This is a genomic window from Mycobacterium sp. TY815, from assembly GCF_030755135.1.
Classification (GTDB): Bacteria; Actinomycetota; Actinomycetes; order Mycobacteriales; family Mycobacteriaceae; genus Mycobacterium.
On the sequence record NZ_JAUFRX010000001.1, the window covers coordinates 4,331,794 to 4,354,066 of the forward strand.

23 protein-coding genes and 2 pseudogenes are annotated in these 22,273 nt (G+C 66.1%); 9 read left to right on the forward strand and 16 right to left on the reverse strand.

Annotated elements, in window-relative coordinates; all coding sequences use genetic code 11:
* Positions 1-92: 92 nt before the first annotated feature.
* From QXK92_RS18895 to QXK92_RS18910, 4 genes are all read right to left on the reverse strand, one after another.
* Positions 93-515, reverse strand: a complete 423-nt coding sequence (locus tag QXK92_RS18895; RefSeq protein ID WP_306244531.1) for a nitroreductase family deazaflavin-dependent oxidoreductase — start codon at positions 513-515, stop codon at positions 93-95.
* Positions 516-544: 29 nt separating this feature from the next.
* Positions 545-1,966 carry an FAD-dependent monooxygenase gene (locus tag QXK92_RS18900; RefSeq protein WP_371934565.1) on the reverse strand — a complete coding sequence of 474 codons (1,422 nt, stop codon included), beginning with the start codon at positions 1,964-1,966 and terminating at the stop codon, positions 545-547.
* 156 nt (positions 1,967-2,122) lie between these two features.
* The gene (locus QXK92_RS18905) at positions 2,123-3,046 is read right to left on the reverse strand and encodes a DNA polymerase (protein ID WP_306243735.1); all 924 of its coding nucleotides are present in this window, start codon (positions 3,044-3,046) and stop codon (positions 2,123-2,125) included.
* Positions 2,986-3,453, reverse strand: coding sequence for a hypothetical protein (locus tag QXK92_RS18910; protein WP_306243737.1), 468 nt, complete (start codon positions 3,451-3,453; stop codon positions 2,986-2,988). The genes QXK92_RS18905 and QXK92_RS18910 overlap by 61 nt, the downstream gene beginning before the upstream one ends.
* A gap of 83 nt (positions 3,454-3,536) precedes the next feature.
* Here QXK92_RS18910 and QXK92_RS18915 point away from each other — a divergent pair, with 83 nt between their 5' ends.
* Positions 3,537-4,280 carry an SHOCT domain-containing protein gene (locus QXK92_RS18915; RefSeq protein WP_306243740.1) on the forward strand — a complete coding sequence of 248 codons (744 nt, stop codon included), beginning with the start codon at positions 3,537-3,539 and terminating at the stop codon, positions 4,278-4,280.
* Between the two features lie 2 nt (positions 4,281-4,282).
* Here QXK92_RS18915 and QXK92_RS18920 read toward each other — a convergent pair whose 3' ends face one another.
* The 3 genes from QXK92_RS18920 to QXK92_RS18930 all read right to left on the reverse strand — a co-directional run bounded on the left by QXK92_RS18920 (position 4,283) and on the right by QXK92_RS18930 (position 7,560).
* Positions 4,283-5,476, reverse strand: coding sequence for an NAD(P)/FAD-dependent oxidoreductase (locus tag QXK92_RS18920; RefSeq protein ID WP_306243741.1), 1,194 nt, complete (start codon positions 5,474-5,476; stop codon positions 4,283-4,285).
* Positions 5,476-5,613 (reverse strand): hypothetical protein, encoded by a 138-nt coding sequence (locus tag QXK92_RS18925; protein WP_306243742.1) that lies wholly within the window; start codon positions 5,611-5,613, stop codon positions 5,476-5,478. Before QXK92_RS18925 ends, QXK92_RS18920 begins: the two co-directional genes overlap by 1 nt.
* 150 nt (positions 5,614-5,763) lie before the next feature.
* A complete protein-coding gene (locus QXK92_RS18930; protein ID WP_306243744.1) occupies positions 5,764-7,560 on the reverse strand; it encodes an acyl-CoA dehydrogenase in 1,797 nt (598 codons plus the stop codon).
* Between the two features lie 100 nt (positions 7,561-7,660).
* Between QXK92_RS18930 and QXK92_RS18935 the strand changes: the two genes are divergently transcribed.
* Positions 7,661-7,924: a hypothetical protein gene (locus QXK92_RS18935; RefSeq protein WP_306243745.1), complete on the forward strand. Its 264-nt coding sequence runs from the start codon at positions 7,661-7,663 to the stop codon at positions 7,922-7,924.
* A gap of 49 nt (positions 7,925-7,973) precedes the next feature.
* Here QXK92_RS18935 and QXK92_RS18940 read toward each other — a convergent pair.
* Positions 7,974-8,426, reverse strand: a pseudogene (locus QXK92_RS18940) (IS30 family transposase); the annotation flags it as partial.
* Between the two features lie 200 nt (positions 8,427-8,626).
* Here QXK92_RS18940 and QXK92_RS18945 point away from each other — a divergent pair.
* Positions 8,627-9,832: an IS110 family transposase gene (locus QXK92_RS18945; protein ID WP_306243746.1), complete on the forward strand. Its 1,206-nt coding sequence runs from the start codon at positions 8,627-8,629 to the stop codon at positions 9,830-9,832.
* On the opposite strand, the gene QXK92_RS18950 is transcribed toward QXK92_RS18945, so the two are convergent.
* The 3 genes and pseudogenes from QXK92_RS18950 to QXK92_RS18960 all read right to left on the reverse strand — a co-directional run bounded on the left by QXK92_RS18950 (position 9,820) and on the right by QXK92_RS18960 (position 11,075).
* On the reverse strand, positions 9,820-10,218 hold the full coding sequence (locus QXK92_RS18950; RefSeq protein WP_306244532.1) for a hypothetical protein: 399 nt from the start codon (positions 10,216-10,218) through the stop codon (positions 9,820-9,822). The two genes, QXK92_RS18945 and QXK92_RS18950, sit on opposite strands and share 13 nt — an antisense overlap.
* Before the next feature lie 90 nt (positions 10,219-10,308).
* A pseudogene (locus QXK92_RS18955) lies at positions 10,309-10,590 on the reverse strand (IS30 family transposase); the annotation flags it as partial.
* 104 nt (positions 10,591-10,694) lie between these two features.
* Entirely contained in the window at positions 10,695-11,075 is a 381-nt protein-coding gene (locus QXK92_RS18960; protein WP_306243747.1) for a hypothetical protein, read from the reverse strand.
* 75 nt (positions 11,076-11,150) lie between these two features.
* Between QXK92_RS18960 and QXK92_RS18965 the strand changes: the two genes are divergently transcribed.
* On the forward strand, positions 11,151-11,687 hold the full coding sequence (locus QXK92_RS18965) for a TetR/AcrR family transcriptional regulator (RefSeq protein ID WP_306243749.1): 537 nt from the start codon (positions 11,151-11,153) through the stop codon (positions 11,685-11,687).
* A gap of 1 nt (position 11,688) precedes the next feature.
* Here QXK92_RS18965 and QXK92_RS18970 read toward each other — a convergent pair whose 3' ends face one another.
* On the reverse strand, positions 11,689-12,939 hold the full coding sequence (locus QXK92_RS18970) for a cytochrome P450 (RefSeq protein WP_306243751.1): 1,251 nt from the start codon (positions 12,937-12,939) through the stop codon (positions 11,689-11,691).
* A 145-nt stretch (positions 12,940-13,084) separates the two neighbouring features.
* Here QXK92_RS18970 and QXK92_RS18975 point away from each other — a divergent pair, with 145 nt between their 5' ends.
* Together QXK92_RS18975 and QXK92_RS18980 are read left to right on the forward strand one after the other, a co-directional pair.
* Complete coding sequence (locus QXK92_RS18975; protein WP_306243753.1) at positions 13,085-13,687, forward strand: TetR/AcrR family transcriptional regulator; 603 nt, start codon at positions 13,085-13,087, stop codon at positions 13,685-13,687.
* 18 nt (positions 13,688-13,705) lie between these two features.
* Entirely contained in the window at positions 13,706-14,620 is a 915-nt protein-coding gene (locus tag QXK92_RS18980; RefSeq protein ID WP_306243756.1) for a ribonuclease Z, read from the forward strand.
* Here QXK92_RS18980 and QXK92_RS18985 read toward each other — a convergent pair whose 3' ends face one another.
* A complete protein-coding gene (locus QXK92_RS18985; protein WP_306243758.1) occupies positions 14,621-15,724 on the reverse strand; it encodes a GGDEF domain-containing protein in 1,104 nt (367 codons plus the stop codon).
* Positions 15,725-15,809: 85 nt separating this feature from the next.
* Positions 15,810-17,285, reverse strand: a complete 1,476-nt coding sequence (locus QXK92_RS18990) for an amidase (protein ID WP_306243760.1) — start codon at positions 17,283-17,285, stop codon at positions 15,810-15,812.
* A 77-nt stretch (positions 17,286-17,362) separates the two neighbouring features.
* Here QXK92_RS18990 and QXK92_RS18995 point away from each other — a divergent pair, with 77 nt between their 5' ends.
* Complete coding sequence (locus QXK92_RS18995) at positions 17,363-17,530, forward strand: hypothetical protein (RefSeq protein ID WP_306243762.1); 168 nt, start codon at positions 17,363-17,365, stop codon at positions 17,528-17,530.
* 4 nt (positions 17,531-17,534) lie between these two features.
* On the opposite strand, the gene QXK92_RS19000 is transcribed toward QXK92_RS18995, so the two are convergent.
* Complete coding sequence (locus tag QXK92_RS19000) at positions 17,535-18,923, reverse strand: ATP-binding protein (protein ID WP_306244534.1); 1,389 nt, start codon at positions 18,921-18,923, stop codon at positions 17,535-17,537.
* Between the two features lie 127 nt (positions 18,924-19,050).
* On the opposite strand from QXK92_RS19000, the gene QXK92_RS19005 reads away from it, so the two are divergent.
* Together QXK92_RS19005 and QXK92_RS19010 are read left to right on the forward strand one after the other, a co-directional pair.
* Positions 19,051-19,449, forward strand: coding sequence for a Zn-ribbon domain-containing OB-fold protein (locus QXK92_RS19005; RefSeq protein ID WP_306243764.1), 399 nt, complete (start codon positions 19,051-19,053; stop codon positions 19,447-19,449).
* Between the two features lie 20 nt (positions 19,450-19,469).
* The gene (locus QXK92_RS19010) at positions 19,470-20,681 is read left to right on the forward strand and encodes a thiolase family protein (protein WP_306243766.1); all 1,212 of its coding nucleotides are present in this window, start codon (positions 19,470-19,472) and stop codon (positions 20,679-20,681) included.
* Positions 20,682-20,687: 6 nt separating this feature from the next.
* Here the strand turns inward: QXK92_RS19010 and QXK92_RS19015 are convergent, their stop codons facing one another.
* Positions 20,688-22,151 carry a PE family protein gene (locus QXK92_RS19015; RefSeq protein ID WP_306243768.1) on the reverse strand — a complete coding sequence of 488 codons (1,464 nt, stop codon included), beginning with the start codon at positions 22,149-22,151 and terminating at the stop codon, positions 20,688-20,690.
* Positions 22,152-22,273 lie beyond the last annotated feature (122 nt).

Sequence of the window (22,273 nt, forward strand, 5' to 3'; positions counted from 1 at the left end):
CCACACCAGAACCGTCGCTTCGAGCGACCACTTGCCGAGAGGCGCGAAACCGGCACCGTCGCTTTACTTGCCCCAGGACATCACGCGGGGTTTCATTCCAAGACGAAGACCGGGATCTGCCGGGTCGTCTTGGTCTGGTACTCGGCGTACGGCGGGTATGCCTCGACGGCGCGCCGCCACCACTCCTCGCGCTCGGCGCCCGCGAGTTCGCGCGCGGTGAGATTGTGGACGTTCTCGCCGTCCTGCACCGTCAGTGCCGGGTTGGCCTTGACGTTGTGGTACCACGCCGGGTGTTCGGGCGCACCGCCTTTCGACGCGACGATGGCATAGCGGCCGTCGTGCTCGACGCGCATCAGCGGCACGTAGCGCTTCTTGCCGGATTTCGCGCCCGTCATGGTGAGCAGCACGACAGGCTTGTCGAAAATCTCGACCCCGTCGGTGGTGCCCTGCCTGAGAATCCGTTCGGTCTGCTCGCGTACCCAATCAGTGGGGCTCAGCTCAACGTTTTCAGCCATAACCTTTTTTAACGCATCGGCGCGGTCCGTCAATTCCCCTGCCCGCCGAACCAGGTGGTCAGGGCGTCCGTGAGCCCGGGATAGGGGGCGTCTGCGGCCCACGCGACATGCCCGTCTGGCCGGATCAGGACGGCGGCAGGAAGGGTCACCTCGCCAAGCACCGGAAGCTCGCAATTCGCAGCATGTTTCGCATCCACCACCCGCACCCGGTCGGCCCACCCCGTGATGTCGACCCCGCCATGGTCTCCGAAGTTGAGCAGCACGGGCCGGGCTCTGTGCAGTAATCGGTAGACCCGGGCGGGCCCGTCTGCCGTCGTCAGGTCGAGATCGGGCATCCGTCGTCCCAGCAGCGGATGTCCGTCACCGAGGTCGTACCGGATGTCCAGGCCGGACATCATGGCACCGACGCGCCTCCGGGGCTCCGCCATACCGAGCAGTTCGGCGGTGGTTTCGCGCAGCGCATCGGTGCGGTCGTCCGCGCGGAGCAGCGCCATCTGGGCCATCGCGTTGCGCAGCACGCGTGCGGCGACCGGGTGCCGTTCATCGTGATAGGTGTCCAGCAGGCTGTCGGGCGCCATCCGGTTGACCACCTCGGCGAGTTTCCAGCCCAGGTTCACCGCGTCCTGCATCCCGGTGTTGAGGCCCTGGCCACCGATGGGGTGGTGTACGTGGGCGGCATCGCCCGCCAGGAGCACGCGCCCCCTCCGGTAGGCGGTGGCCTGTCGGGCCGCATCGGTGAATCGGGAAATCCAAGCGGGACTGTGTATCCCGTAATCGGTCTGGTAGACGTCGATCATCGCCCGGCTCAAGTCGCGCATGTCGGGTTCGCCCGCGCCGCCCAGGTTTCGCTCGGTCACCATGACTCTGACCGCCCCGCCGTCACCGGTCCTGCTGAGCGCATGTACGCCGAGCGCGTCATGCCGGATGCCCCAGTCCGGTTCTGAGTCAGAACCGATTTCAGCTTCGGCGAGCAGGTAGCTGGCGGTCGGATCCCAACCCTCGAAGCCGATACCGGCCGCTTTACGCACCAGGCTGCGCCCACCGTCGCAACCCACCAGATACTCGGCCCGCACTAAGGCCCCGTCCGCGAGCTCGATATGCATGCCTGCGTCGCCCCGGACGACGCTTCTCACCTCGCGTCCGCGATAGACGCGCACCGCAAGCTCGTCAACCCAATCGGCCAGGAGTTGCTCGATACGGCTCTGCCACAACGCAAGTCCGTAAGGATGCCGGGTGGGCAGGTCGCTGATGTCGAGCCGGATTTGCGAGAACCCGGCCAGTTGAGCCACTTCACCCTGCTCGATGAAGCGGTCCGCAACGCCGCGCTGGTCGAGGATCTCGATGGTTCGGGAATGCAGGCCCCCCGCGCGTGCGCCGACCAGGGTCTGGTCACTGCGACGTTCGACGACGGCGACATCGATTCCGGCCAGCGCCAATTCGGCCGACAGCATCAGACCGGTGGGCCCGGCACCGACGACGACGACCGCATGTTCGGTTCTCACATCTCCCCCGTTTCGCTGAATTTCGGTTTAGCCCAGCGATTTTGCGGTATCACCCGGGTCTTGCCGCAAGCCCCCCGGTGCGGTATAGGTTGAAGGTGAGGGGAGTTACGCTACGACCGATACCGCCAGCGGCACGGCCAGTTCGTAAGCGCAGACCATCTGGTCGCGGGCCAACGACTCCACCGCATCACGCTCATCGGCCGCCACCTCGAACACCAACTGATCATCGAGTAGCGCCACCATCCGCGAGTCCAGTCCCGCGGCTGTGACGCCCTGCTCGACGCTGATCATCGCCGTTTTGACGATGTCGGCCACCCCGCCCTGCAGCGCCGTCACGCACACCGCACGCTCGGCGGCCTGACGCAGCTCGAGGTCGGGACTGTTCAGATCTGGCAGGTAGCGGCGGCGGCCCGACAGTGTCGCCGCATACCCCGAGTCCCGGGCGGCATCGACCGAATCGGCCAGAGACTCGCGCAGCGGACCGGAAAGATACCGCAGGACAAGCTCTTTAGCGTCCCTCGTGGAGACCCTCAGGGTGGCCGCCAACTCACCGGCGCCCCAGTCGTAGGCAAGGGCGTGAGCTACCGTCCGCAGCTCGTGGGCGGCCTGAGCGCCGGTCAGCCCGGCGTCCCCGGACAGGTGGGCCAACAGCCGCATCTCCAGTGCCACGTAACGGACGGTCAGCAGCTCGGAGTGACCGTCGCCGGCCACGAACCGGGTGCGGATTGCGCGCAGGTTCGGATCGGAGGACGACAACGCACCGGTAGCGGACCTGGTGTGGTGGTAGGTGGGGTGGATGCGCCCTTCCGGGAATTGCGCCGGGTCCACGGCTACGCCGACAGCCTCCAGGTCGGCCAGCGTCCGCTGCACCGGCAGCTCCAGTCGCTCCATCAGCGACGAGGAATCGATGCGGGCCAGCTCTTCGTCGAGCACGTCCGCGAGATCGAGTACCGCGCAGGCCCGCAGGATCAGCGCGGATGGCGAAACCGATTCCAGCCCAACGGTTTCGTCAGGAAGCGCGCAGCGCATGTGGTGAACCAACAGATCGTTGAGCTCGCGGCTCCGCCGCCCGGATGCAGCAGATGAGCCGCCAGCGCGGTATCGGAGGTGACGCCGCGCAGCGTCCAGCCGCGGTTCCTCAGCGCATGCCGGATCCACTTGCCGCGGTGCACCGCCTTGGGCGGACCCGGATCAGCGAGCCACGAACCCAGCGCAGCCGCGTCGTCGTCGGTCAGCGCGGCAAGGTCGAGGTAGCGGCCGTCTCCGTCGGCCGCAACGATTGCCAGAGCGACGGCTTTGGACCGGTGACCCTCGTCACTGCCGGCCACCGCCAGGCCGAACCGGTTTCCCAGGCTGTTCTCCGCCAGCCAGGGCGCGAGCTCGCCGTCCCGCAGTACCCGTCCCCGCACGTCGAAGCCGTTGGACACGTCCATCATCTTTGGCCATGATTCGCCGACCAGTGCCGCGGGGTACCAGTAGGTAGTCTCGCCATTGCACCGACAACGAAAGATTCACGATTATGCAGGCAACGGTCACCCCCGAAGCCGAGAACGCGATCTCCGACATCGCCCAGCGCCATGGCCTTTCCCGCGACGCGGTGCTGGCCATGCTGTTCGCCATTCACGCCGGCGGCGGCACCATGGCCCAGTTCACCATTCCCGAGCTCGGCGGCGCGGGGCAGTGGATGCGCGGCGGCATGACGATGGTCGGCAACATGTTCGACAACGCGCTCAAGGCGCGCGTCGATGCGCTGTGCGGCGAGTTGGCGCAGCTGCTGGCCTCGACCACCGTGTTCCGCACACCCGCGACGCAGGCGACGGCCACCCAATTCCAGGGCGGCTTCACCTCCGGCAACTGGTGGCCGGCCGACCTCGGCGTGCCTACCTCGTCCGGCGGGCAGAACGACGTGCGCTACGCCATCTTCCCGGCCACCCGGCGGCTGGCGATCCACCTCAATGGCGTCACGAAAGTGTTCGACACCGACGAGCACCAGATCACCGGCGTGCAACAGCAGCAGGGTGGCGGACACGGGTCGGTGAGCTTCACCAGCCAGCTGGGCACCTTCGACGTGTCCAGCCTGAGGGAGCTCGGCGCGCAGCAGGTGGCCGAGACGCCGTCGTCGGCGCCCGCGCCCCAGCATCACGCCGACGACCCCGGGGCTGTCGTCGCAGCCATCGAGTCGCTGGCCGGGCTGCACGAGCGCGGCATTCTCTCCGATGAGGAGTTCGCCGCGAAGAAAGCCGAACTGCTCAGCCGGCTCTGAGCTCAGGACGGCCGCCGCGGCGGAAACTCGGCGCGGTTCTTGATGGCGTCGCGGTAGGCGTACACGCGGTTGGGGATGGTCCCCAGCACCGCGATGGTGTGCCCGCCGCGCCCGTAGGCCGTCACGAACTCCCATCGGTTCGGGTCACCTTCGACGAGTTGGACCGCGTCGTAGTCCGTTGGTACACCGAGCATTTGAACCTTGACGTGATACTGATCCGACCAGAAGTAGGGCACCTCATCGTACGGCTGTGCACGGTCGGGGCCGGCCAGCAACGTGCGCGCGGCGACGGCCCCCTGGCGCCCGGCGTCCTCCCAGTGCTCGGTCCGCAGGTGCCGCTCGTACAGCGGATGCCACCAGCCCGCGACATCGCCGGCTGCGACCACGTCGGTGCCGCCCTCGGCCCGGCCGGTGGCGTCACAGACCACGCCGTCATCCACGCGCAATCCCGAGCCCTGCAGCCAATCGGTCGCGGGCGTCACGCCCAGGCCGACGATGACGAGGTCGGCGGACACGTGCGCCCCGTCGGTGAGCCGGACGGCCTCGACATGCCCGTTGCCGACAATCTCCTCGACGCCGACACCGACCCGCAGGTCGACACCGTGCTCACGGTGCAGGGTGGCCCAACAGGGCGCGATCTCCTGCCCGAGGACCGCGGCGAGCGGGTTGACGCCCTTTTCGATCAGCACGACGTCGAGCCCCGCCGACCGGCAGGTCGCGGCGACCTCGGCACCGATGAAGCCGCCGCCGACCACCACCACCCGGGGACGCGAGCCGAGCCGCTCCCGGATCGCCAGACAGTCCTCCACCGTGCGCAGCAGCATCACCCCGTCGGGGACGCGGCCGCCCGGCCATTGGCGCGGGACCGCGCCGCTGGCGATGACGAGCCCGTCGAACCGCAGCGACCAGTCCTGGCCCTCGTCGCGTAACCGAACCGTCCGCGCCGGCATGTCCAGCCCCACGGCCGACGCTCCGCGCAGCACCCGGGCGTCGACCTCGAATTGCGGGGCGAGGTCGATGCCGGCCCGGTGATCCTTGCCGGTGAGAAACATCTTGGACAGCGGCGGCCGATGGTATGGGGCGTGGCGCTCACTGCCCACAATGGCGAGCTCGCCCTCATAACCGTTCTGCCGCAACGTTTCCGCTGCCCGTGTCCCGGCGATGCCCGCGCCGACCACCACCACCTGCTCGAGCATTACGTCAGTCCTGCACGATGATCGTGTTGGGTGAACGGCTTGATTGCCGCCTCCAGCTTCGCGTCAACCGACCAATTGAAGCCGACCATTCGGCGGTATTTCGGGTGGCCTTCGTGATGAAGCGCGACCTCCGGCATCAGAAGCTCCTCCCCCAGCGACCGGCCACCGGGTGCAGCGGTCCCTTCTTCCGTCCACCGGGCCGCGTACCCAATAGGACTGTTGTCTATGCGTACGATCGTCGGCGAGTTCCGAATGTTCGCACCGCGGCCAATGAAACGGACCGGAGGTCAGAACCAGCTGTCGCGCATCTCCAGCGTGGTGCGGTCCAGGCTCTGCAGAAGGTCGAGTTGCGGCCCCGTTCTCGGTAACTCGTAGGTGTAGAAGTAGCGGGCTGCGAACCGTTTGCCCTCGTAGAAGTCGCCGGAGCGGCCGTGGGCGGCGAGGACCTGCTCGAGCCAAGCCCACGCGATGACGAGGTGGCCGAAGGCTTCGAGGTAGACCGCGCTGTTGGCCAGCGCGGCATCGACGTCACCCGCGGCGAACATCGACGTGGTGACGGTTACCAGACGCTGCCAGGCCTCGTCGAGTTGTTTCGCCATCGCGGCGGGCTCGCCGGCGAGGGCGGTCGCGCGTGACACGGTGCCGGCAATGGTTTTCGTCAGCTCCACGAGACCGGCGCCGCCATGTTGAGTTACCTTGCGGCCCAGCAGGTCCAGGCTCTGAATCCCATGGGTGCCCTCGTGGATGGGGTTCAGCCGGTTGTCGCGGTAGTGCTGTTCCACGTCGTATTCACGGGTGTAGCCGTACCCGCCGTGCACCTGGATCGCGAGATTGTTGGCTTCCAGACACCACTGCGACGGCCAACTCTTCGCCACCGGAGTCAAGATGTCCAGCAGCATGCCCGCCGACTCGGCCTCCGCGGGCGACTCGGGGCTGCTCTGGATGTCCACCAGACGCGCACAGTACAGCGCCAGCGCCAGCGCACCCTCGACGTAGGACTTCTGCGCCAACAACATTCGTTTGACGTCGGGGTGCTCGATGATCGATACCTGCGGCGCGGCAGGGTCTTTGGCGGTGACCGGGCGCCCCTGCGGCCGCTCACGCGCATATTGGAGCGCCTTCAGGTAGCCGGTGTATCCCAGCGCGATCGCTCCCAGCCCCACGCCGAGCCGCGCCTCATTCATCATGTGGAACATGTAGGAGAGGCCGCGGTGCGGCTCACCCACCAGGTAACCGACCGCACCGGGCCGCCCGCCGGGTTGATGCCGGCCTTCCCCGAAATTCAAAGCGGTATTGGTGATTCCGCGGTATCCCATCTTGTGGTTAAGGCCGGCCAGCACCACATCGTTGCGCTCGCCGATCGTGCCGTCGTCGGCGACCAGGAACTTCGGGACGATGAACAAAGAGATCCCGCGGGTGCCCGCGGGTGCGCCGGCGATCTTGGCAAGCACCAGATGCACGATGTTCTCCGACAGTTCGTGATCGCCGCCGGAGATCCACATCTTGGAACCGAACAGGCGATAGCTGCCGTCGTCCTGCGGTTCGGCGCGGGTGGTGATGTCGGCCAGCGACGATCCAGCCTGTGGCTCGGAAAGACACATGGTGCCGGTGAACCGGCCGGCCAGCGTCGGCTTGACGAACCTCTCGATCTGCTCGGCAGTTCCGTAGTGGGACAGGAGATTCGCATTGGCCAGGCTCAGCAACACGTACCCGGACGTCGCCACGTTCGCCGCGTGAAACCACGCCAGTCCCGCACCGGCGACCACGGTGGGCAACTGCCAGCCGCCCAACCCCTGGTCCATACTCATCGCCAGCAGATCGGCCTTCGCGAAGGCTTCCAGCGCTTCCTTCACCTCGGGGATCACGCTGACCCGCTCGCCGTCGAAGGTCGGCTCGTGTGCGTCGTTCTTCTTATTGTGTGGCGCGAAATATCGGGTCGCCAGATCCTCGCAGAGATCCAGCAGAGCCGAGAACGTCTCCTTCGAATGCTCCGCGAAGCGCTGCCGGGCCGGCAGGTCCTCGACTCGGAGCCACTCGAACAGCAGGAAGTCGAGATCACGCCGGGACAGCAGATTGCTCGCCATGTCTTTTGCCTTTCGAGTCGCTCCAACCGCAAGCGTACGGTGGAGGAAAGAACTTATATGAGCTAACTAAGCGGCGACGTCCGCTGGGGAGGAGTGGGCCATGGCCCGCATTCCGTCGGACTGGGCGCAGAAGCTGACCGAACGCTCACGGCGGATCGGCTCCCACATCAACCTGGCCGAGTTGTTCTACACCGGCGAGCGCAGCACGGCTGCGGCGTACCTCACCGAACACGGCTGGCAGGCGCAAGTCCGCAACACCGAACAAGCTTATGCAGCAAAAGGATTCAGCGTGCCAGACGACGAGTTGGCCGCCTTGGGCGATGCATCGGGATACCTGACCGCGGTGTATTCCGGCCGGGTGTGAAATGCACGACGCGACACGCGGCTCAAAGTCAAGTGGTCAGTGCAATGCTTTAGGCGGCTTGGTTGATGAGTGCTGTTAGGCGCTGGGCTGGAGTGTCGAAGTCTAGGGTGGGTCGGGGTCGGCGATTGAGTGTGTCTTGGATGCGCTTGAGGTCGGCTTTCGTGTGACCGCTAAGGTCGCTGCCCTTTTCGAGCCAGAATCGCAGGAGCCTGTTGGTGTTTTCGTTGGTGCCGCGTTGCCAGGGCGAGTGTGGGTCGCAGAAGTAGACGGGTGCCTCAAGTGCAAGACGGATGTCATGCCATTTGGCCATTTCGCTGCCGCGGTCCCAGGTAATGCTGCGTCGCAGATGATCGGGCAATTCGCGCATCGCCTCAATCATGGCGGAGGCGACGGCTTCTGAGCCGTGACCGGCAGGGAGGGGCAGCAAGATGGTGAACCGGGTGCTGCGTTCGACCAGGGTGCCGATGGCGCTGTTCGCGGCTCCGACGATCAGGTCACCTTCCGTAAGACTGTCGGGGGCCCAGGAGAGCCGGGTGTGGCTGAGGTCGCCTTGCGCTGTCGTCGCTTATTGGGAATGTTCGCCCGGCTCTTCGGGGTGCCCTGGCTGCTAATTGAGATCTGCGCTCGGTCGCTTGGTTACGGATGCGTCAGCGGGGTGTTCCGCGGGCCGCTGTCAGCAACCGAACTAACGGACGGAGCAGCGTGCCCGCACAACGAAACAGAGCTTGGGTCGGCATCGATGTCGGCAAGACACACCATTGGGCCTGCGTGGTGGACGCCGACGGCAACAAGTTGTTGTCGATCAAGGTCGCCAACGACGAGGCGGACATCGTGGCCCTCATCGCTACCGCCGGTTCCCAAGCGACACAGCTCGATTGGGCCGTCGATATCATCGGCGCACCGTCGGCGTTGCTGCTGGCCCTGCTGGCTCGAGCCGACCAGTCGGTGCGTTATGCCTCCGGGCGAGTCGTTGCGGCGATGAGCGCGGCCTACGCCGGCGAAGGCAAGACCGACGCCAAAGACGCCTACGTCATCGCCGAGACCACCCGCCTGCGCCGGGACCTGTCGGTCATCGACACCGGCACCGACCTGATCCGCAACCTTGCGGTGCTCACCGGGCATCGCGCCAACCTCGTCGCCGACCGGGTGCGCATGATCAACCGGCTGCGCGACTTGATGACCAGTGTGTTCCCCAGCCTAGAGCGTGCTTTCGATTACTCCTCGCACAAGGGAGCGTTGGTACTGCTCACCGGTTACGCCACCCCCGACCGGATCCGCCGCATCGGACAAACTCGGCTGACGAGCTGGCTGCGGACCCGCCATGTGCGTGGATCAGCCGATGTGGCTGCCCGCGCCACCACCGCGGCCAAGACGCAAACGGTCGTGCTGCCTGGACAAGACCTCACTGCCAGCATCATCACCGAGTTGGCTACCGCCATCCTCGCCCTTGATGACCGCCTCAAAACCCTCGACGCTCAAATCGCGATGATCTTTGCCGAACACCCGCAAGCGGCAGTCATTCAGTCCATGCCCGGCTTCGGGCCTTTCCTTGGCGCATCACTGTTGGTCGGGGCCAACGACTTACGTGCCTTCCCCAGCGCTGGGCACCTCGCCGCCGCCGCGGGACTCGTGCCTGTCCCTAATGACTCCGGCCGACGCACGGGCAACCTACACCGCCCCTTGCGTTACAGCCGCTCCCTGCGGCATGTGTTCTACCTCTCCGCCCAAACCAGCATGATGCGCGCAGGGCCCAACCGCGACTACTACCTCAAAAAGCGCGCTCACGGCGCTACTCACGCCCAGGCCGTCATTGCCCTGGCCCGCCGCCGCATCGACGTCTTATGGGCACTGTTGCGCGAGAACCGGACATGGACCGCCTCACCACCGCCACTGATTCAGGCGGCTTGACAACACCATTGAGATTCCCAATGCCCGGGAACGGCGCGGTCGGCGACCTCGGCGGGGCGCTGACTGATGGTGAATTCTGTGCCGGTGTAGATGCCGCGGCTGACCGGGCCGCCACGTTTCTTGCGGGTACTTCGCCGGGTGGACAAGCACTGGTGCAGATCTGCGCGCAGGCTGCCGCGGGTCTGCACGTAAAGGCACTTGTAGATGGTTTCGTGGCTCACTCGAGCCAGCCTGTCATCGGGGTGGAACCTGGCCAACATCTGCGCGATCAGCTTAGGGCTCCACCCGTCGTCCATCCACGCTTCGATAGTTGCGCACAACGGATTGTCTTTGAGCTTGAAGGCTTTAGGGCGCTTGGCTTTGCGGGCTGCACGGGCGTGTGCCATCCGGGCGTGGTAGTCCCCGTCGGGGCCGCTGTTGCGGGCGATTTCACGGCATATGACCGACGGATCGCGGTCCAGTCGCCGCGCTATCTCGACCTGGCTGTCGCCGCGGTCAAGACCACGCATGATGTCCACCCGTTCATCAAAGCTCAGCCGGCGACCCCGACCGCCGGGCCGATTCAGATCGCCGGGGTCGGCCAGACCTAGTGTGGACCTGCGCTTTAGCTTCATCGCTCCAGCGTCACGCCACCACAGCCACGCAGCGGTTGTCGACACGCCCATCTCCCGAGCAGTCGCAATCAGCGGAGCTCCCTGGCACACCCGGTCAAACAGCTCCCGCCGCGTCGCTCGTGAATGCGGATAACCACTCGGCATGACAACTCCCCAAATCAACGGACATTGTCTTGACCGTATGAATCCACCCCGGTCTTCTGTCGCGGAATCCACTCTCGGCGGGTCGACCCGCAGGACGCGGCGGGTCAACCCTGCAGCGCCATCGCACCCAGCACGAGGAACAGTCCTGCGCCGGCAGTGGCGCCCAGCAATGTCGTCTTCGGCGCTCCTGCCCGCAGAGCAATCAAGGACGCCGCGACGTCGGCCGCGTCACAGACGAGTCCGGCCTGCAGGACTGCCTTGTGTACCGCGGGCTCCGGATAGTGCAGGGCAGCACCCAGAACGAGATCGCGCACGCCGAACAGGCGGGTGACAAGTCCGACACTGGCGCCCTCGGGCAGTTTGCCGAGCCCGAACAACCGCGAACTGACTGCTGGTGCAGCCCAAGAGATTCCGCCGGCGAACATTCGTATGGCGGACATCGTGGTAGCGGCGGGGTGCTGAGTTCTGGTCAGGGATGCGGTCATCGGAGGCCGGCCTTCCGTTTGTAGTAGTTACTACAAACAGATTAAACCTGTAGTCGCGACTACAATCAAGCCCCGATGGGACACAAGTACACGCGGGAACAGATCCTCGACGATGCCGTCGCGATGGCGTTGGCCGAAGGACTCAGCTCTTTGACCTTCGGCGCGCTGGCCAAACACCTCGGCACCAGCGACCGCGTGATCGTCTACTACTTTCCGAGCAAGACCACGCTCATCACCGACGTGCTCCTCGAGGTCGGCAACAGGCTGCAGGAGACGCTCGCGCGCGCGCTCGTCGAACCGGCAGACGACCATCGGCAGCTGGTCCGGACCGCGTTCAAGATCCTGGCCCGCGACGAATTCGACCCGCTCTTCGCGGTCTACTTCGAGGTCTGCGGTCTTGCCGCCGCCGGCGTTGCGCCCTACCACGACCTCGCCGCACCGCTGACCGAGGGCTGGATCGATTGGCTGTCAAAGTTTTTCACTGGCACCGCACATCGACGGCGGGCCGAGGCCGAGGCCAGTCTCGCCCTCATCGACGGGATGCTGTTGTTGCGCCAACTCGCCGGGCCGGCGGCCGCGGACCGAGCCGCCAAGGCCCTGGGCATGCGGTGAGTTACCTCAGCGAATACCGAATCGGGAGGTGCTTGGGCCCGCCGACAAACGTGGTGGCGATCAGTTGCGGATCATCAGCCATCTCAATGGATTTGATCCGCGGAACCAGCTCGGAGAAAAAGCTGTTCATCTCCAGCCGGGCCAGGGCGGCCCCTAGGCAGAAGTGCACGCCGTGGCCGAAGGAGAGGTGCTTGTTGGGGTCGCGCCCGACATCGAACCGGAACGGGTCGCTGAACACCTCTTCGTCACGGTTGGCGGAAACATAGGACAGCAGTACGGATTCGCCCTTGGCGATCGGCACGCCGCGCACCTCGGTGTCGGCCTGAGCGGTGCGCATGAACTCCTTGACCGGCACCACCCAACGGATCATCTCCTCGACGGCGGTACCCATCAGTGCGGTGTCCTGTTGCAGGCGCTTGAGTTCGGCGGGATTCTCGAGGAGAGCCAGAAGTCCACCGGAGATCGCGGCACTCGTGGTGTCGTGACCTGCACTGGCCACGATCACGTAGTAGGAAATGGTGTCCATGTCCGACAGCGGCTCGCCGTTGATGGTGGCATTGGCGATCGCGGACGCCAGGTCCTCGGTCGGATGTTCACGTCGTGATGCCGTCAACGCAGAGAAATAGTTGAAGAAGTCCAGCAGCGTCGCCAGGACGTCGGTGTTGACCTCGCCGCGCCTCAGCTCTTTGTCGTCACCACCGAACATCTCCTGGGTGAGCTTGAGCATGCGCGCAAAGTCCGACTCCGGCAGACCCAGCAGCGAGAGAATCACATACAGCGGGTAATTCACCGCGATCTCCTGGACGAAGTCCAGTTCGGGACCCCGCTCGAGCATCTGGTCAACGTAGCGCTTCGCCAGTTCGTCACAGCGGGTCTTCAACGCCCGCATGGCCTTTGGACGAAACCAGTCGACCCCGATCTTGCGCATGTCGCGGTGGTGCGGGTCGTCCATGTGGATCAGGGTGCGCAGACCGATGCCGGCCTCCTGGTCCGCGAGCAACTTCTCCTCGAGTTCGGTGACCATCAGCAGCGGGCGCGGGTGGTTGGTGAAGAGATCGTTCTGGCGCTCGATGGCCATCACGTCGGCGTGCTTGGTGATCGCCCAGAACGGCCGGTACCCCTCGACGTCGACCCATGACACCGGGGCGTGAGCCCGCAGGTGGGCCAGTGCTCCGTGCAGCCGCTTCTCGTCGGCATAGGCCTCGGGATCGGCCAGAACCCGCGCGGCTTCATCCATGATCCGGGTGCTCATCGTGTCTCCTCAAGGCGCAGTGAACAGGGGCGTCAGCGTCTGCAGGTGGGCGAACGGGTCGGCGGCCACGGCAGCACCTCGTAATAATGTGGAACGATATCGTTCTAGATTAGGCCCGCGTCGAATAATGGGTCAAGATGTCGTTATGAGCGGCCGAACCTATGGCGGACTGAGTTCCGAGCAGCGTTCACAGGGCCGCCGCGCGCGTCTGGTGGAAGCAGCCCGCGCCCTGATTGCCGAGTCGGGCGTGGCGCCCTTGACCGTCGATGTGGTCGCCCAGCGCGCGAATCTGAGTAAGCGGTATTTCTATACCGAGTTCGCCACCAAGGACGACCTGCTCGACGCGTGTGCCGAGGAGCTGTTCGGGCGGCTGTACGCCCAGATGGAGGAGGTGCTGGCCGCCGCCCCGCTCGCCGAGCGGGTCGCGCGTACGGTGCGCGTGGTGGTGCACACGCTGGCCTCCGATCCCGCCGACGCCCGCTTGTACATGGAGTGTCCGGCCTACCCGCGGCTACGCGAACGTCAGCAGCGCGCGGTGCGGGACTTCAGTGAGTACATGGCGGTCCACGCAATCGCTTTCAGCGGAGATCCCAAGCCCGGAGTCGACCGGGTGCTGGCCACCCGCGCGCTGGTCGCCGGTACGACAGAGCTCATCATCGGCTGGTTGCACGGAGACATCGACACCGACGAGAACAGCATCGTCGCAACACTGACCGCCACCTCCCTCGGAGCGGCGGCGGCGCTATGAGTCAGGCGGCGTAGCGCCATGTCGGTCCGCGAACTGATCGTGCTGGGCACCGCCAGTCAGGCGCCCACCCGGTACCGCAACCAGAACGGCTACCTGTTGCGCTGGGACGGCGAAGGCCTGCTGTTCGATCCGGGCGAGGGCACGCAGCGCCAGATGCTGCTCGCCGGAGTGGCGATGAGCAGTGTGACGCGGTTGTGCGTCACCCACTTTCACGGTGATCACTGCCTCGGTGTCCCCGGCGTCATCCAGCGCCTGTCCCTGGACGACGCGCAGCACCGGGTACACGCCTACTTCCCGGCTTCGGGGCAGCAGTACTTCAGCCGGTTGCATCACGCCTGCATCTTTCACGACCGTGCCGACATCTACGCACAACCCGTCGCCGTCGACGGGCCGATCGCGGCGGGCGACTTCGGCGTGCTGGAAGCGCGCCGGCTCGAGCACTCCGCCGATGCGATCGGCTATCGGCTCATCGAGCCAGACGGCCGCAGATTCGTGCCCGAACTGCTGAAGCGCGTCGGCCTCGACGGCCCCGCAGTGGGCGAACTGCACGCCGCCGGCTCTATCGACTGGGGCGGACGGACGGTCGATCTGTCGGAGGTCAGCGAGGCGAGGCCCGGCCAGCGGTTCGCCTTCGTCATGGACACCCGGCTGTGCGACGGGGTCTACGCCCTCGCCGACGGCGTGGACCTGCTGGTGATCGAGGCGACCTTTCTGAGTCGGGACTCGGACCTGGCCGCTCGCTACGGGCACCTCACGGCGCGGCAGGCGGCGCGGGTTGCGGCCGAGTGCGGAGTGCGGCGACTGGTGCTGACCCATTTCTCACAGCGGTATCCCGACACTCGGGAGCACCGGGATGAGGCGGCCGAGGTCTTCGACGGCGACCTGGTCATCGCCGAGGACCTGGCGCGCATCCGGGTCCCCGAGCGGCTCTGATCAACGCCGGCTGCCACACAGTTCATGGTGGTGGAATCCGTTGCCGCCCAGCCTCTTGGCTTGGTACATCGCGGCGTCGGACGCGGTGATGAGGTCGATGAGGAGCGTCTGGTGCTCACCAGGCGTCGTTTCATCAAGCCGGGCACAGGCGGTGCCGATGCTGGCCGTGACTCCCACCGTCGAGTTGGCGATCGCCTGACATATCTGCTTGGCCAGCTGCTCGGCGTTGCAGGTCACCGACGTGCCGGCCAGCAGGAATTCCTCGCCGCCGCTTCGCGCAACGACCGCCTGTTCCTCAGCGGCGGCCAGCAGTGTCTGCCCGACCTGGACCAGCGCGTAGTCGCCGGCGGCGTGACCACGGTTGTCGTTGAGACCCTTGAAGTTGTCCAGGTCGACCACCAGTACCACCAGGTGAGCATCGATTCCCCGGCGCGCCAGCATCATCCCCAGCGCGTTGTGCGCGAAGGCGCGCCGGTTCAGCAGGCCGGTCAGCGGGTCACGGTCAGCACGCAGCAGGTCACCCGCCAGGGCACGGACCAGGACCGCGATGGCCAGCGGCAAGGCGATGTTGACCTCGACCACCAGCCACAGATCGACCACGGCCAGCGATGGATGCCCCTGGTGCGCGAGCCGTCCGGCTTCGAAGAGGCCGACGGCGGCGGCCACCGCGAAGTTGTACAGCACGAATCCGGTCGTGTGGAAGAACGCCATGTATGCACCGAAGGTGGCGAAGGCGATGCACCCGATCAACGCCGCCAGCGGCTTGGGATGCGCAAGACAGGCCAACGCCACCGCGACATTGCACGTCATGGCATAGGCAACCGACTGAGCGCGGGTCGGCCACCGCCACACCCACAGCAGCGCTCCCGCTGTGCCGCCGGCAACGGCAGCCCAGGTCATGGCGACCGGTATCGCGCCGCGCGGCCCGTCGGAGCCGTACAACAGCACCAGCAGACACAACACCAGCGAGGTGGAAATGGAGGCCATCAACATCCGGGTGGTTCCGCTGATTCCGCGCGCAGCCAGGTAGCCGGATAGCCAGTCAAACTGATCCGCCCGCTGCCAACGGTTGAAGATCCCAGGTCGACGCTTAATTGCCACCACCGATATCAGAGTTTCGCCGGCCCGCCAATCCCCTTGCCCCGAGGCCGGACACGCAGATTATTGCTGATACCCGATGCGTTGGCGACTACCCGAATTCAGGCGGAACCCGATCCGACCATGGCGCCGCCTGTTCCAACTGCGCCGCCAGTCGGATCAACAGGGATTCGCCACCCAGTGGTGCTACGAACTGGACGCCTAGCGGCAGCGACTCGGCAGTCCAGTGCAGCGGCAGTGATATCGCCGGGCGACCGGTCAGGTTGGCCAGTTGGGTGTAGGGCACCCAACCCAGGTTCTTCTCCACCAGGTCGTCGACGATCTTGGTGTGGCGCAGCAGACCGGCGGTGCGCGTCTTGATCATCGCGTCAGATGCGCGTTGCAGTACCGCGGGCAGGTCGAACTCACCGATCTTGGGCGGCGGGGTCGCCAGCGTCGGAGTCAGTAGCAGGTCGTACGACTCGAAGAATTCGCTCAGCCGCAGGGTGTGCTGGTGACGCCTTTCCACGGCGTCCACGTAGTCGAGGCTGCCGGTCGCGCGGCCGACCGCCGCCATGATGAGCGTGTCGCGCTCGAACGACTCGTTGCCGGCACCGGTCAGGCGCTTGGCCTCGTCCACGTCCCAAGCAAGGTGGACGAACCAGGTGAGCAGGAAGTCCCGGGCAAGCGCGGCGTCGTCGTAGGGAGCCTGCGGCAGTTCCTCGACGTGGTGTCCGAGTGCGATGAGGGTCTGGACCGTGGCCTCGACGGCGGCGAACGCCTCCCGGTGCGGATTCGGCGTGATCGCCGACGGCACTCGTACCCCAATCCGAAGCTTCCCCGGATCCTGGCCCACCACGGACGCGAACGGTGTGTCGGGCAGGGCAGGAATGTAGGGCCCGAACGGCTCGCCTCCGCAGATGACGTCCAGCATCGCCGCGGTGTCACGCACCGTTCGCGACACCACACCCTGCACCGCCGCCCCGTGCATGGATTCGCTGGTCGTCGGGCCCATCGGGGTGAGGCCGCGCCCAGGTTTCAGGCCGACCAGGCCGCAGCACGCCGCCGGGATGCGGATGGACCCGCCGCCGTCGTTTGCCCCGGCGCACGGCACGATCCCGGCCGCGACGGCCGCGGCCGACCCTCCCGAGGATCCACCCGGCGTTCGCTGGAGGTCCCACGGGTTGCGCGCCGGGCCCCACGCCTCCGATTCGGTGATCCCTTTCGCACCGAACTCCGGGAGATTCGTCTTGCCGAAAATGACCAGCCCGGCGTCTATCCAGCGCTGCACGATGGTCGAATGCTCGGCGATCGGCGTCGACATCAACGCGCGGCACCCTTGCGAGCTGGGCAGGCCGGCATAGTCCTGGGCGAGGTCCTTGATCAGGAAAGGAACACCGGCGAACGGGCCTTGCAGCTGGTCAGCAGGCGCGGCCGGAACATCGCGCACGATCGCGTTGATCCGCGGGTTGACGGCCGCGGCCCGGTCCCGGGCCAGCGTGAGCAACTCGGCAGCAGATACCTCCTTGTCGGCGACCAGTTTCGCCAGCCCCGTGGCATCGTAGGTCCGGTACTCGTCGAAGTTCATGCTCTGACCGTAGGGCCCGGAGTCGGCTTTCGGCTAAGCCTTGTTTCGGAATCCGCGATACCGGCGATCCCGACGGGATGGATCCCCAGCAGCAAGACGAAAACGCGCCGGTGCCCGAGGACGCGCGCGAGACGACGCCCGGGCAGCGCGCGGAGGAAGACCGCCTGGAACACCAGGACGGAGATCCCGACGCGCCCGCTGCCCGGCAGTCCAACGACGAGATCGCCGACGAAAGCACCCGTTAGACGCTCACAGATAGAGTCCGGCAGGCACCACGGCCCGGTAACGACCGTTGCCGATTTCGGCCAACAGTGTCGCCGTGCCGATCCTTCCGTCAGCACCGGACAAGACCGCCCGTCGGACGACTTCGCGGATGTCGCTCCCGCTGGTCTTCTCGGGTAGCGCACAGACCACGGCCGCCGTGTCCACGTCAGGCCCTCCAGGGATGTCGCGAATGAGGGCGGCCAGGATGCGCGCGGCATCGGCGCGGTCCGGGTGTCCGACTTCGACGACGGAATCGAACCGCCCGGTGCGGATTGCGGCCTTGTCCAGCGTGGCGGCGTCGTTGGTGGACGCCAGGGTGAGGATGCGGGCGTCGCTCTCGATGTCCATGGCCTGCAACAGTTCCGACAGACCGCGGTCACCGGACCCACGGCTGTGGCACCACAGGTCGACGTCCTCGAGGACGATGAGCACTGGGCCGCCGAGTCGCTGGGCCTCCTCCACCACGGCGGTCAGCAAGTCCTCCCCCGCCCTGGCCTCGACGTAGATGACGGTGAACTCACCCACGACCTCCCGGGCCACCACCGCGCTCACCGCGGATTTGCCGGTGCCGGGCGGTCCGCACAGCAGGACCCCGCGCCGTGCGCCCAGGCCGTGTGCCCGGAGGGCTTCGTGCCGGTCGCGCACCGCGGTGACGCCCAGGTCGACCTCCGTCCACACCTCGTCGGGAACGATCACGGTGTCGCGACTGACCGTCGCGGGCAGCTCGATCACCGTGAAGCTGAGCCCTTGGTTGTTGGTGGCGCGCACTGCACGTCCCCGGTACGGGTTCAACGCGTTGGCGCGCCGGGCGAGACGATCCAGCACCGCGCGAGCGTGCGCCTGGTTGTCCGGCGTGACGAAGGCGCTCACTTCGGCGGAATGCATGATGCTGTCCCGCGCCTCGATGTGCAGGACGCATCCGGCGTCCGGCAACAGCGAGCCGGCCGGGAAGTGCACGCGCAGGCACAGCGGGTGCCGGTAGCGCTGGTCACCGATCTCGGTTTGCGTCCACTTCGGCGGGTAGGCGTACTCGCCGGGACCGACCTCGCACGCGTCGGCGTGTTCGTCGATCCACTCCGCCAATGCCAGAGCGGTGGTCAGCCGGGACACCGGGTTGAGTTCGCGTTCCTCGTCGAGGAGATAGCCGCAATCCGGCACGCCCAGGCAGCGCGCGGTGAATCGTTCTGCGTTCTCTGCACTTTCGCGCTCGGCGACACCGACGAGCAACTCGCCAAGGGCACGCAGTGCGGGACGCACACCGTAGTCCAGACCGTCCAGCCATGCACCGACGTCATCGATCACCCGGCGGTGCGCGGCACCGCCGCCGGTGGTGCCGGCGGTCAGATCGGTCAGTTGGTCATCGGTAAGAGTCATCGCCTTGTCGTGGTCGAGGGTGGGCAAGCAGCGGTCCACCATCGCACCTGACCGAGGGGTGGTCAACTGGTTTTTGGTGGGAACCGTGCAAGGATTCTCAGTAGCCGACGACGCGACGGAGGTTCCGATGCCCGGGCAGATCCCCTTGGTCGACTACCTGGTGCTCGACGACGGCGATCCGCACCTCGTTGCGCACCAATGCGCACAGTGCGGCGCCAGGTTCTTCGATCGCCGGAACGCGTGTGCCAACTGCTTTGCAACGGACTTCACCGGCGTTGCAGTGGCCACCGAGGGCACCGTGCGGACGTTCACCATCGTCACCTTCGCCGCGCCGGGAATCCCCACTCCCTTCGTCGCTGCGGTCGTCGATTGCGACGGCACCCAGGTCCGGGCGAATCTCGTCAACGTCGAACCAGACCCCGACCATGTGCGGGACGGGATGAAGGTGCGACTGACCACCTACCCCATCGGCACCGACTCCCACGGCACCGAGGCCATCGGCTTCGGCTTCGAGCCGGCCGACTGAGCGATCCGCAAAGGAGCATCATGAGCGCCAGTGACGACGTCTGGATCCTCGGCATCCGGATGACCAAGTTCGGTAAGCACCCCGACCGTGACACCGTCGACCTGGCTGCCGAGGCCGCGATGGGTGCGCTCGCCGACGCCGGGGTGACGATGGCGGACATCGGTGTGATCGCCGCCGGCAACCTGATGGCAGCCAATGCCGGCATCGGACAGCAGCTGCAGAAGCAGATTGGCCAGACCGGCATCCCGGTGTACAACGTGGCGAACGCATGCGCCACCGGCGCCACCGCACTGCGCACCGCGATCATGGCCGTCAAGGCCGGAGAGGTTGCGTACGGCATGGCCGTCGGCGTCGAAAAGCTCTCGGGCGCAGGACTGCTCGGAGGCGGCGGCAAGAAGAAGTCCGACGCCGACGTCTGGGAGCCGAAGGGGCGTTACGGCGCGGTCGCACCGGTTGACGGGCGGATCGGCACCGAAGCCATGCCGGGAGTATTCGCACAGATCGGCACCGAATACGGGCACAAGTACGGCGGCACCAGCTTCGAGCTGTTCGCCCGGATCAGCGAGAAGAACCATGCTCATTCCACACTCAATCCTCTTGCTGCGTACCAGAAGAGGTTCACCCTTGAGCAGATCATGGGCGATGTGATGATCGCATACCCCAATACCCGTCCGATGTGCTCGGCCAACTGCGACGGCGCGGCGGCAGCGATTGTGTGCAACGGCGAGACGTTGAAATCGCTTTCGCAGGAACAGCGCCGGCGCGCCGTCAAGGTGTCGGCGTCAGTGCTGACCACCGACCCCTACGAAGAGGGCTGCCAGGTTCTGCCGAACGTCAACACCCTCACCCGCAACGCCGCCGCGACCGCTTACGAGCAGGCCGGCATCGGGCCCGGCGATCTGGACTTGGTTGAGCTGCACGACTGTTTCGCCACCGCCGAGCTGGTGCACTACGACAACCTGATGTTGTGCGAAGAGGGCGGCGCCGCAGACTTTTTCAACTCGGGCGCCACCTGGCGCGACGGCGCCACGCCGGTCAACGTGTCCGGCGGGCTGCAGTCCAAGGGCCACCCCATCGCGGCTACGGGCATCGCCAACGTCTGGGAGATCTGCCATCACCTGCGCGGCGAGGCCGGTGACCGCCAGATCGCGAACGCGAAGGTGGGCCTGGCGCACGTCATCGGATTGGGGTCGGCGTGCGGCGTGCACGTGCTGGAAAAGTCGGCCGGGTAACCAGCGCTACGCGATCTGGGTCGCGAGCAGTTGGGCTGCGTTGTACAAGCCGGTAACCAGGCCACTGAGCGGCGTGCCCGCGACCGGAACGGTGAGTGTTCCGACGATCGGCAGACCGCTCAACGACGCGGTGTAACCCGTGTTGGGAACGAGAATTCCGCTCAACGGGAGATTGATGACGGTGGGATAGCCACTGATGTCGAAACCGATTGGGAGCGTGGTCGTGCCGTTGAGGAAGCCGTCGGCGATGACGGCGGGTGCGTCGATGATCGCCCCGGCCGCTCCGGCCCAGTCTCCGGTACCCACCGCGTCACTGACGCTGGTGAAGCTGGAGTCGATCGCGATCAACGTGTTGACCGGCGCACCCAACGCATCGACAAGGAGCGTCAACGGAAGACCGAACGTCGCTGCGAGAGATACGTTCACCGACGGAGGAAGGAGTCTGATGCTGATCAGTGCGTCTGCGGTAATGGACGTGTTGGTCACCGTGTTGACGACGTTGGTGAAGTTCTGGGCGATCTGCGCCGGGATGGAGCCGGCGGGCAGCAGGTTGGTGAAGTTCTGAGCCATCATCCCCGGGATGGTGAGGATCGGTAACAGGGCTCCCACCGAACCCGCCGGGGTGACGGTGGCGGTGAGCCCGGGTGGGATGAGGGGGTCCCCGGTGCTACTGACATCGACGCCGGTGACGAACAGGTTTCCGACGCCGGTCGCGATGTCGCTCACGGCGCCACCGATGTCACCCGCCATAAGGGCCTGTCCCGCCGACTGGAAGGCGGCCGGCAGCCCCTGCAGACCGGCAACGAAGTCGGTGGCCGCGTTCTGCAGCGACGTGCCGATGATCTGGGCATAGGCAACCTGATTGCTGATGAACTGTTGGATGTACGGCGCCGGATTGAAGGCGAGAAATGTCTGGATCGCCGCCCTGATGTTCGCCGGCAGGTCGGCCAGCACCGCCGGGAAGTTCTGCACCACATACTGAACGTCGGCGGCGATCGTGTGCGCGTAGGCCATTTGGTTCGTGACGAACTGTCGCAGCAGCGGCGCGGGGTTGGCGGACCACACCGTGTTGAGAGTTTGCAGGTTTGCGACGGTGTTCGCGTACAACGTCTGATAAGCACCGCCAAAGCCGCCGGCGGCCGCGGGCAGCCCGGTCGAGCCGGATAGCTGCGAAAGAGCACTCTCGGCGTTGGCGATCTCCGTGCTCAGATAGGCTCCGGCAGCGGCGTTCAGCGCATTGACGAACTCCGCGTGAAACGCTTGCGTTTGCGCGCTGATGATTTGGAATTCCTCGCCGAAATCGGCGAACAACGAAGCGATCGCGGCGGATACCTCGTCCGCGGCCGCGGGCACTACCGCGCTTGTCGGCGTCGCGGCCGATGCCGATGCCTCGGCCAGGATCGACCGGATTCCCGCCAAATCTCGGGCTGCCGCCTGCACCTGCTGCGGCGCCGCCACAACGAACGACATGAGCACCTCCCCACCGATAATGTGACTTTAATCGGGAGATATGCGCGTGCGTGGAGAAACTAGATTTTCGGCACGGAATCGGTGGCTACCATTTCAGCCGCGAATTGCGCTTCGGTTCGAAT

Excerpts from the sequence above, each read along its gene's own strand:
- QXK92_RS18895 (WP_306244531.1), bottom strand. The coding sequence starts at position 515 with ATGGCTGAAAACGTTGAGCTGAGCCCCACTGATTGGGTACGCGAGCAG.
- QXK92_RS18900 (WP_371934565.1), bottom strand. The coding sequence starts at position 1,966 with ATGCTGTCGGCCGAATTGGCGCTGGCCGGAATCGATGTCGCCGTCGTC.
- QXK92_RS18905 (WP_306243735.1), bottom strand. The coding sequence starts at position 3,046 with ATGCGCTGCGCGCTTCCTGACGAAACCGTTGGGCTGGAATCGGTTTCG.
- QXK92_RS18910 (WP_306243737.1), bottom strand. The coding sequence starts at position 3,453 with ATGATGGACGTGTCCAACGGCTTCGACGTGCGGGGACGGGTACTGCGG.
- QXK92_RS18915 (WP_306243740.1), top strand. The coding sequence starts at position 3,537 with ATGCAGGCAACGGTCACCCCCGAAGCCGAGAACGCGATCTCCGACATC.
- QXK92_RS18920 (WP_306243741.1), bottom strand. The coding sequence starts at position 5,476 with ATGCTCGAGCAGGTGGTGGTGGTCGGCGCGGGCATCGCCGGGACACGG.
- QXK92_RS18925 (WP_306243742.1), bottom strand. The coding sequence starts at position 5,613 with ATGCCGGAGGTCGCGCTTCATCACGAAGGCCACCCGAAATACCGCCGA.
- QXK92_RS18930 (WP_306243744.1), bottom strand. The coding sequence starts at position 7,560 with ATGGCGAGCAATCTGCTGTCCCGGCGTGATCTCGACTTCCTGCTGTTC.
- QXK92_RS18935 (WP_306243745.1), top strand. The coding sequence starts at position 7,661 with ATGGCCCGCATTCCGTCGGACTGGGCGCAGAAGCTGACCGAACGCTCA.
- QXK92_RS18950 (WP_306244532.1), bottom strand. The coding sequence starts at position 10,218 with ATGGCACACGCCCGTGCAGCCCGCAAAGCCAAGCGCCCTAAAGCCTTC.
- QXK92_RS18960 (WP_306243747.1), bottom strand. The coding sequence starts at position 11,075 with ATGACCGCATCCCTGACCAGAACTCAGCACCCCGCCGCTACCACGATG.
- QXK92_RS18965 (WP_306243749.1), top strand. The coding sequence starts at position 11,151 with ATGGGACACAAGTACACGCGGGAACAGATCCTCGACGATGCCGTCGCG.
- QXK92_RS18970 (WP_306243751.1), bottom strand. The coding sequence starts at position 12,939 with ATGAGCACCCGGATCATGGATGAAGCCGCGCGGGTTCTGGCCGATCCC.
- QXK92_RS18975 (WP_306243753.1), top strand. The coding sequence starts at position 13,085 with ATGAGCGGCCGAACCTATGGCGGACTGAGTTCCGAGCAGCGTTCACAG.
- QXK92_RS18980 (WP_306243756.1), top strand. The coding sequence starts at position 13,706 with ATGTCGGTCCGCGAACTGATCGTGCTGGGCACCGCCAGTCAGGCGCCC.
- QXK92_RS18990 (WP_306243760.1), bottom strand. The coding sequence starts at position 17,285 with ATGAACTTCGACGAGTACCGGACCTACGATGCCACGGGGCTGGCGAAA.
- QXK92_RS18995 (WP_306243762.1), top strand. The coding sequence starts at position 17,363 with ATGGATCCCCAGCAGCAAGACGAAAACGCGCCGGTGCCCGAGGACGCG.
- QXK92_RS19000 (WP_306244534.1), bottom strand. The coding sequence starts at position 18,923 with ATGACTCTTACCGATGACCAACTGACCGATCTGACCGCCGGCACCACC.
- QXK92_RS19005 (WP_306243764.1), top strand. The coding sequence starts at position 19,051 with ATGCCCGGGCAGATCCCCTTGGTCGACTACCTGGTGCTCGACGACGGC.
- QXK92_RS19010 (WP_306243766.1), top strand. The coding sequence starts at position 19,470 with ATGAGCGCCAGTGACGACGTCTGGATCCTCGGCATCCGGATGACCAAG.
- QXK92_RS19015 (WP_306243768.1), bottom strand. The coding sequence starts at position 22,151 with ATGTCGTTCGTTGTGGCGGCGCCGCAGCAGGTGCAGGCGGCAGCCCGA.